At 49.4% G+C, this 7,262-nt stretch carries 10 protein-coding genes and 1 pseudogene; 1 reads left to right on the top strand and 10 read right to left on the bottom strand.

The genetic code is table 11. The features are described from left to right. The 10 genes from IV04_RS25625 to IV04_RS27160 all read right to left on the bottom strand — a co-directional run. On the bottom strand, positions 1-175 hold a 175-nt coding region (locus tag IV04_RS25625), incomplete at its 3' end, for a transposase (protein ID WP_152562949.1). Between the two features lie 18 nt (positions 176-193). Beyond that, the gene (locus tag IV04_RS23240; RefSeq protein ID WP_235212869.1) at positions 194-1,003 is read right to left on the bottom strand and encodes an asparagine synthetase B; all 810 of its coding nucleotides are present in this window, start codon (positions 1,001-1,003) and stop codon (positions 194-196) included. Further along, on the bottom strand, positions 946-1,215 hold the full coding sequence (locus IV04_RS26965) for a hypothetical protein (protein WP_231566339.1): 270 nt from the start codon (positions 1,213-1,215) through the stop codon (positions 946-948). The genes IV04_RS23240 and IV04_RS26965 overlap by 58 nt, the downstream gene beginning before the upstream one ends. A gap of 56 nt (positions 1,216-1,271) precedes the next feature. Further along, positions 1,272-1,997 (bottom strand): SDR family oxidoreductase, encoded by a 726-nt coding sequence (locus tag IV04_RS23235; protein WP_037404607.1) that lies wholly within the window; start codon positions 1,995-1,997, stop codon positions 1,272-1,274. Positions 1,998-2,055: 58 nt separating this feature from the next. Further along, positions 2,056-4,032 (bottom strand): class I tRNA ligase family protein, encoded by a 1,977-nt coding sequence (locus tag IV04_RS23230; protein ID WP_037404606.1) that lies wholly within the window; start codon positions 4,030-4,032, stop codon positions 2,056-2,058. Then, positions 4,029-4,700, bottom strand: a complete 672-nt coding sequence (locus IV04_RS23225; protein ID WP_037404605.1) for an HAD family hydrolase — start codon at positions 4,698-4,700, stop codon at positions 4,029-4,031. Before IV04_RS23225 ends, IV04_RS23230 begins: the two co-directional genes overlap by 4 nt. Then, positions 4,690-5,277: a hypothetical protein gene (locus tag IV04_RS26960; RefSeq protein WP_231566338.1), complete on the bottom strand. Its 588-nt coding sequence runs from the start codon at positions 5,275-5,277 to the stop codon at positions 4,690-4,692. Before IV04_RS26960 ends, IV04_RS23225 begins: the two co-directional genes overlap by 11 nt. 58 nt (positions 5,278-5,335) lie before the next feature. Next, the gene (locus IV04_RS26955) at positions 5,336-5,695 is read right to left on the bottom strand and encodes a hypothetical protein (protein WP_231566337.1); all 360 of its coding nucleotides are present in this window, start codon (positions 5,693-5,695) and stop codon (positions 5,336-5,338) included. A gap of 82 nt (positions 5,696-5,777) precedes the next feature. Next, positions 5,778-6,041, bottom strand: coding sequence for an L-rhamnose mutarotase (locus IV04_RS23215; RefSeq protein ID WP_231566336.1), 264 nt, complete (start codon positions 6,039-6,041; stop codon positions 5,778-5,780). 543 nt (positions 6,042-6,584) lie between these two features. Continuing rightward, positions 6,585-6,866 (bottom strand): putative zinc ribbon protein, encoded by a 282-nt coding sequence (locus IV04_RS27160; protein ID WP_161782111.1) that lies wholly within the window; start codon positions 6,864-6,866, stop codon positions 6,585-6,587. 75 nt (positions 6,867-6,941) lie between these two features. On the opposite strand from IV04_RS27160, the pseudogene IV04_RS23210 reads away from it, so the two are divergent. Next, a pseudogene (locus IV04_RS23210) lies at positions 6,942-7,241 on the top strand (DUF4942 domain-containing protein); the annotation flags it as partial. Positions 7,242-7,262: the final 21 nt, after the last annotated feature.

Raw genomic sequence — 7,262 nt, 5'->3', positions numbered from 1 at the left:
CATAACGTTCGGGCAGGTCCCGCCAAGGGGCTCCTGAACACAGCACCCAAAATATGCCATTCATCACTTGGCGGTGCTCAAGATAGGGGCGACCGGCTTTAGAAACGCCTCGTTCAGGCGGCAGCAGGGGGGAAATCAATGCCCAAGCGTCATCGGGAAAATCGTAACGAGCCACGTAAAAGACTTCGTCTGGTTAAAAAAGGCGTTGGATGGTACAAAAAATAATTCCGGGACACACCCTAGTGTGCTTGGAGCCAATTTTTTCCGCGACTTTACGGGCATAGGGCGCATCGGATTCGTCACGAAAAACATCGGGCACAAATTGATCCGTATGGGCCTCAAAATCCACGGCAAAGGTTTTAAGCTGACGCTCTGCGTTTGGCTGCCGGCTGGCGATGGCTGCAATGGCGCTGGAGTCCAACCCGCCGGAAAGCAGGCTGCAGAGCGGTACATCGGAAACCATTTGCCTTTTTACGGTATCGGCAAGCAGGGCATGTACATTTTCGATAGTCTTTTCCAGCGAGTCATGGTGCGGCCTAGCCTGAAGTTGCCAGTAAGCCTCTTCCCGCAGTCCATCCCGACCAAACTGCACATAGGTTCCTGGTTTGACTTCCTTGAGACCATCCCATGTCCCATGCCCAGGGGTTTTAGTCCAGCCCAGCGCTTCACGCAAGCTGTCGGTAGTCAAGACGCTAGGCACCTGTGAATGGGCCAGGATAGCTTTAGGTTCGGAGCCAAATAGCACTGACTGCTCGGTGGGATAGTAGTAAAGCGGTTTGACGCCAAGTCTGTCGCGTACCAGCAGCAGCACCTCATGCCGGGCATCCCAAATGGCGAAGCCAAACATGCCATTTAATTTCTCGCAGACGCCATTGCCCCACTGTAAATACCCTTTCAGCACCACTTCCGTGTCGCTTTGGGTTGTAAACACGTGCCCTAATTGCGTCAGTTCTCGGCGTAATTCTTTAAAGTTATAGACTTCACCGCTGTAAGAAAGCGCCACGCAGCCCCTGGCAGATTTGCCGTCATTGGCTGAACACCGCCTTCGAGATCGACAATGGCTAAACGGCGATGGCTCAACCCCGCATGGCGATCCATCATAATCCCCGAAGCATCCGGCCCCCGTAACGCCATTGTTGCTGCCATCGCTTCCAGCTCGCTCCGACTGGCGTGAAAATTACGGTTAAACGTCGCCCATCCTGCAATTCCGCACATGGAAACTTCTCCCAAAAAGAAACGTGATACTCTGGAAAATCCGCACTACAGACTGCTTATACCGATTCAAAATCAAAGCGGCGGATGAAACAGTCTCTGGGCATATTCACCGCAAACTGTATGCAATCGATCAGGGACTCCGAAGTCAGTCGATCCTTTGAGGTACGAGAAACCTGCCCGTCGCCGACGAGTGGGTCGCTGTTGTCAAATTTGGGCGGGTACAGGGAAATCACGCGGATCCCCTCTTCACGCAGACGCAGCGACAGAGTTTCTGCCATACGCCCTTGCCCGGCTTTGGCGGCATAAAAGGCGGCATGGCCTTCACAGTCATGGGTGAGGGGGTGAGCGGAAGAAGAAATAATGTTCACGATATCCGGCCGCTCGGATTGGCGTAACAGCGGCAAGAAATGTTTAATCATCAATACTGTGCCCACCGTACAGGACATGATGACGTTGGTAATTTCCTCATCACTGGCGGCATCAAGTTGCTGACCTTCTACCCATGGGCTGCCGTTGTTAATCAGCACATCCACGTGACCAAACTTGTTTTCAACGGCCTGCGCAAATTCCCGGATACTGGCAGGATCCGATAAATCACAGGCAAACGCGTGCACGCGGGGGCAGCCACACGCCTGAAGCTCGTAAAGCACTTTTTCGGCCGCTTCGACATTGCGCGCTGAAAGTAGCACCTCGGCCCCAGATTTCGCATAGCGAATTGCCAGAGAACGCCCCATCTCACGGCCCGCACCGGTAATAACGACACGCAAATTAGCATTGGACATAACATTGACTCCTGTTATTAAAAGTAAATTTTATTGGCCCGATAAAACAATTTTTCGGTTAGTTAATTTGGCAAACCTGTTCCCCAATATTCCCGGGGATGATGTTGAAATAGCCTTCATTGCACTCTGAAAGTACATGAGAACTTGCGATAAAGCCTTCTCGATCGTGCTTCCAGCCGTCAAAATCAAGACCAAGCAACTTGAGAATATATTCGCTGCCCTCCGGCATAATTGGCTGGGCAAGAGTAGCAAATTGCTTTATGGCCCAAAAATTAAGGGCAAAAGTGGTGCGTTGATAATCGCGCAGCGCCGATTGGGTTTCATACTTTGACTGTGTGTTAAAGAATTTTTGCGTTAACCGCCCCATTTCCTCAAGCCTGGCCGTCACCGTTTGCGGTGAAAAGGCATCGATGCGATAGGCATGTTCCGCGTCCCTGGCCAAGTTTTTCACCCGCTGGTAGAAGGCCGCATGTTGAGATGTCCATGCACCCGGTTCCGGTATCACCCCTTGGAATTGTAGGCCCAGTTCACGGCAACAGGTCGTCAGGTGTTGTTGTAATGTGCCGACAAAGAAGTCATTAATCGCGTCAATAAAAAGTTCGAGGCTGAAGTTTTCATTGCTCACTTCGGGGCGCGAACGGGCTAATCCCCAGCGGACATAATCAACCGGTACTTTACTCAACAGTTTTGAGGCCCAGATCAAATGACGCCGACTGGTCGAAAACTTTTCGCCACGCAAATACAGCAATTCATTAATGACATGGTTAACCGGCACATTATATTCTTCATCCAGCGCATAGTAGATGGCCGGGAATAATAAGGTATGATAGTAGGCGTTATCGAAACCGTAGAAGTGAACGATATCGCAGTTTTTATTTTTGAAAAATGGCGCTTGAGGCTGTAAATCTTCATCAGCCGCCAGGTAGCCCGCCGCCATTTCGAACCAGACATATAACACCTGATCTTCAAATCCAGGGATCTCTACGGGAATACCCCAATCTGAGCGGTGGGAAATACAAATATCCGGCAAACCGTCAGATAACATGCCCTGCGTCAGCGCGCGAGCGCGGGCCGACATAGTGCTGCGGGAAGTCAACTCCGTGAGCTGCGGGGCCAAGGCAGACAGGCGGAAATACAATTTTTTAGTAGCCCGGGTGCCGACCACCGCTTCTGGGAAGTTACTCTCTGGGTTAATCAGATCGGTACAGTCATTCGGCCTTCCACACTGCTCACAGGCGTTTCCATCTGAAGCACTATTGCAGTGGGGGCAGCCACCTTTAATGTAGCCTTCATGCAGGCTGAACCCGGTATTAATATCGTAGAGTTCGTTCACATCTTTAGCGAAAATAAAGCCCCGATCGTAGAGGCGGCCAATGATGCTGCTCACCCGACCGTGATAATTCATCGTCGTTTGTGGGGTTGAGAAAAAATCCAAGGCAATGCCTGCTTTATCCCAAGTCTGGCGGATTTTATCCGCATAATCATTGGCGACGTCCTCAGGTGTGCGCTGCTCTTTGATGGCAATGCGTTTTACATAGGTCTGGTTATCATCCCGCCCCGTTAAATGACGGGCAGAAACGCCCTGCAGCGTCAGGTAACGGCGGTAAATATCCGCGCCCAGATAAGGCCCAGACAAATGCCCAAGGTGTAAATCACCGTTTGGCGTCGGCGGCGTTGAAATCACCAGCGTATCCTTCGGCATCTCCTCACGCTGTTTTTTTTCGGGGTTATCCCAATACAGCGCGGTAAAATTTAAATCTTCATCCTCAGAGGTATTTTCAATCGTGTGGCCGTGTAGTGGATTGATATAAATAATATCTTCCGCAGCTACATCTTCAGACTCCCCGCCCTCTATATGCACGCGCCCTTTGCCAGAAGTTATCAAAAACAGCTCGGTTTCATGATGCCGGTGAAATGTTGACTGCGCCCTTGGCGATAAAGAACACGACATTCCACCCGTTGCGCTGTCAGGCAGTATCAGGCTTTTTGAATTCAGCCCATAGCTAAATTTAGATGCATGTTTCTTGATTTTCATTTCATAAACTCATCAGTAAGTAAATCAGATAATGTGTTAACGACATAGCCGCCGCAGGATTTGACTTTTTCAATCAACGGATAGTTATCGAATGGCATATATTGGGAAACCAAAATAAAAGAAAACCCAAAACGACTTGCCACCTCAAAATCATGATAAGCATCACCTATAAGTACCGATTCAGCCGGGTTTATGTCATAGGTATTAATAATCCAGTCAAGGTTTTCAGATTTACTTACCGGGCCGCCCAAAATATCGTCAAAGCAGGTATCTAACTGGTGGCTACGCAACAGGGTTCTGGCTTCAGACTGCTCGGAGCCCGTGAGAACGTAACAAGGGCAATTAATCTGCGCCAGCAATGCGTGAGTACCGCAGGTTACCGCGCAGGCGGGATAATCTTCAGCCACCAACTTGCCATATTGCGCAACCAAGCTCCCGATAACCTCTGCGGAATAACCCGCTTTTGCCAGCAAATGTTCATAGGCCCAGGCGAAGTGAGCGTACCGGGTCAGGCCAAAGTTTTGCCGGAAATGGTCAACAAAGGTGGCGGCCTCGTCAGGTAATATGGCCTGCATTATCCGCCTGGCAGCGTCAACCTTCATATGGTTGCTATCAATCAGCACCCCATCCATATCAAATACAATATGGGAGAAATGCTCAATATTCATTTATCAACGCCTTAATAAGAGTGTTATTAAATGTTGAGCGGGAGGCTGCCGGTATTTTCTCTAATAGCGAATACACTTTATCTACCGAAAGATCGGCATCTATCAAAAACTGAACATAGGTGGGATGTATTTTCTTTTTACCCGCCCGACGGTATAACACGCCACCGCCCCAGTTATAGGTTTTTTTTAATACACCCATGTGGCGTTTCAACAATGCATCCACCGCAGGTGTTTCGGCATCGGGCTGTTTGATCAATTCAGAAAGTTCTTCCGTGGCCGCATTACCAGCACCGCGCCCCATTCCAGAGAAGGTTGTATCAATCCAGTTGGCTCCCGCTTGAAGAGCCGTCATGCTATTCACAAGCGCCAGCCCCATATTATTGTGGGCGTGGAAGCCAATATTGGCAGACGTTGTTTTTTTTAAGCGGGTAATGAGTTCAGCGACCCGTTGGGGGGCCATTGAACCAAAAGAGTCGGCTAGATAAACAGTTTCAATCGATGGCATCTGGGCGATTTTATCGAAGGCGAAAGTTACCTCTTCTTCGCTGGCGAGATCGACTTGCATTAAATTTAGCACGACACGGTAACCTAAGGCGGAAATAAATTCACAAAGTTGGTCAACGTGATCAAGTTGGTTAAATTTGCTGGCAATCCGAATAATTCCGATAACCGGCCTGGCAGGTTTTTTTCAAAATATTAGTGATAACTTCACACCAATTTTCCAGGCAGATAATGGATTTGCTGTCTATCATCGCCGCCCATGACTTTCCCGGAATGATCGGCAAGAAGTTAAATTCAGCTATATTAGCCACTTTAAAGCGGCCACAGTCTGAAGCGGCCACAGAGATATAGCCGGCCTCCATGATATCGACATCCGCTTCAACAACAGCAGAGTAATAATTATTGACGAGATCTTCATCGAAATTCCAGTTGGTGTAATAGCCACCATCACGGAAAGTGCAATCCAACAAAACTGCATTAGAATTAGTCATCATTGTTAATCACTTTTGTATAGCAACATGCGCACCACGCATGTTGCTGGATGTGACATCTATAGAGAATACCAGTCTTTCTTAATTAATACTGTACCGGCTCCGGTCGGGAATCAAACTGGTAGAACTTATCCATTACTGCCCATTCGGTAGGACCATCATTCATAAATACCCGCTGTAGCAGTTCCCCATGCACATAATCATCAAACGCTTTAACTTTTGGATCTAATGTCAGCGCGTGGGTGAACTCACGTGACGGAGAGAAATCATCAATAGTTTCCATATACATAAACAGCATATTGGGTTGCATAAAGAAAATTTGCATCGTCTTAATGCCAATCGCCGCCAATGCACCGTCTCCAGCATGGATTCAGGGGCTAATAAGGAACGATCACCCTGAACTTGTCCCATCAGCCGATCGGCGCATTCGCTCCTTTGTGCTGCTCGCTCCACTCAGTGCTGTAATTCCCTTCGAACGAATTGAAAGCCATCACGTCCCCCGTGAGGGTCTCTGTCGGGGAAAAAGACGCAGGGTTATCGCCAGCAGATAATGCGATGGCGCTCGTGCATGACATGCCACCAGGAGAAAAATTACAGATTATTCCCCATGCTGGCCATTTCACGTTCCTGGCACCGTGCTCGCCTCAAATGCGCTCTTCAATGCCCGCCTTGTGCCTCGATCATCAGGGCGTGGATCGCACCGCCATTCATCGCAATATCAACACTGAGGTAGCCGTTTTATTCACAAGAACCCTGGGTACGCAAACTGGGAATTGAAAATCCATTGTAACTGGCAAGCAGTTGTACCGTTGTCGAAAGTTTCGATAGCGATAATCGCCAATCGTACCAACAACACCGCCTCCCCAGTGAAAACGGAGCTGATTGACTTTGCCTATTTTTCCAACGTCCAGGTGGGATCACGTAATTTCACCTCGGTGGTGTAGATGTGCTCTCCACACTTCGGGCAGATTTTTCGCCCAAGGTACGACTCATAACACAAGACGCAAAAGTAAAACTCAACGCTAGGCCAACCCAGTTTGATGGAGCTCACTGCCGTCTGCGCAGCAGGGGAGCAAGGCCTGTCTTCCGTCAGACGATAACGACAATGCCTGGCGCTCTCGATATCCATACGTTCCAGGTCATGTTCAAAGTACCGCCCTTCGGTATGCGTCACGTGCAAGATAAGGCGATTATGGCAATCGTCACAGTAGTAATGGGCAATGTTGCCAGGGGGCAACGTGTCAGCCCGGATATCTCGGCCCTCACCAACAGCATTGGTGGCGGAGTGGCAAGAGACTGGGCAATGAAACAAGATTTCCGCTGCGGCTGCTGGCTGATGGAGAAAGCCGAAACGGCCATGCCTGTGAACACCCGCAATCTTGCTCGCGACATATGGCGAGATCTGATGAAGCGCTCCGGTATGCTGTCGCTCATGGACGCTCAGGCCCGTGATCAGTGGTACAGAAATTTGGAGGGAAACGATATTCCTGCCATCAGCGAAACCAACATCCTCAGTACCTTTGGGCAACTACATCAGAGTAAAAATGAGGGGTAATCCCCCCGAAAAATC

The sequence above is a fragment of the Serratia sp. Ag1 genome, from assembly GCF_000743355.1.
Lineage (GTDB): Bacteria > Pseudomonadota > Gammaproteobacteria > Enterobacterales > Enterobacteriaceae > Chania.
This window is presented reverse-complemented; position numbering and strand designations above follow the sequence as displayed.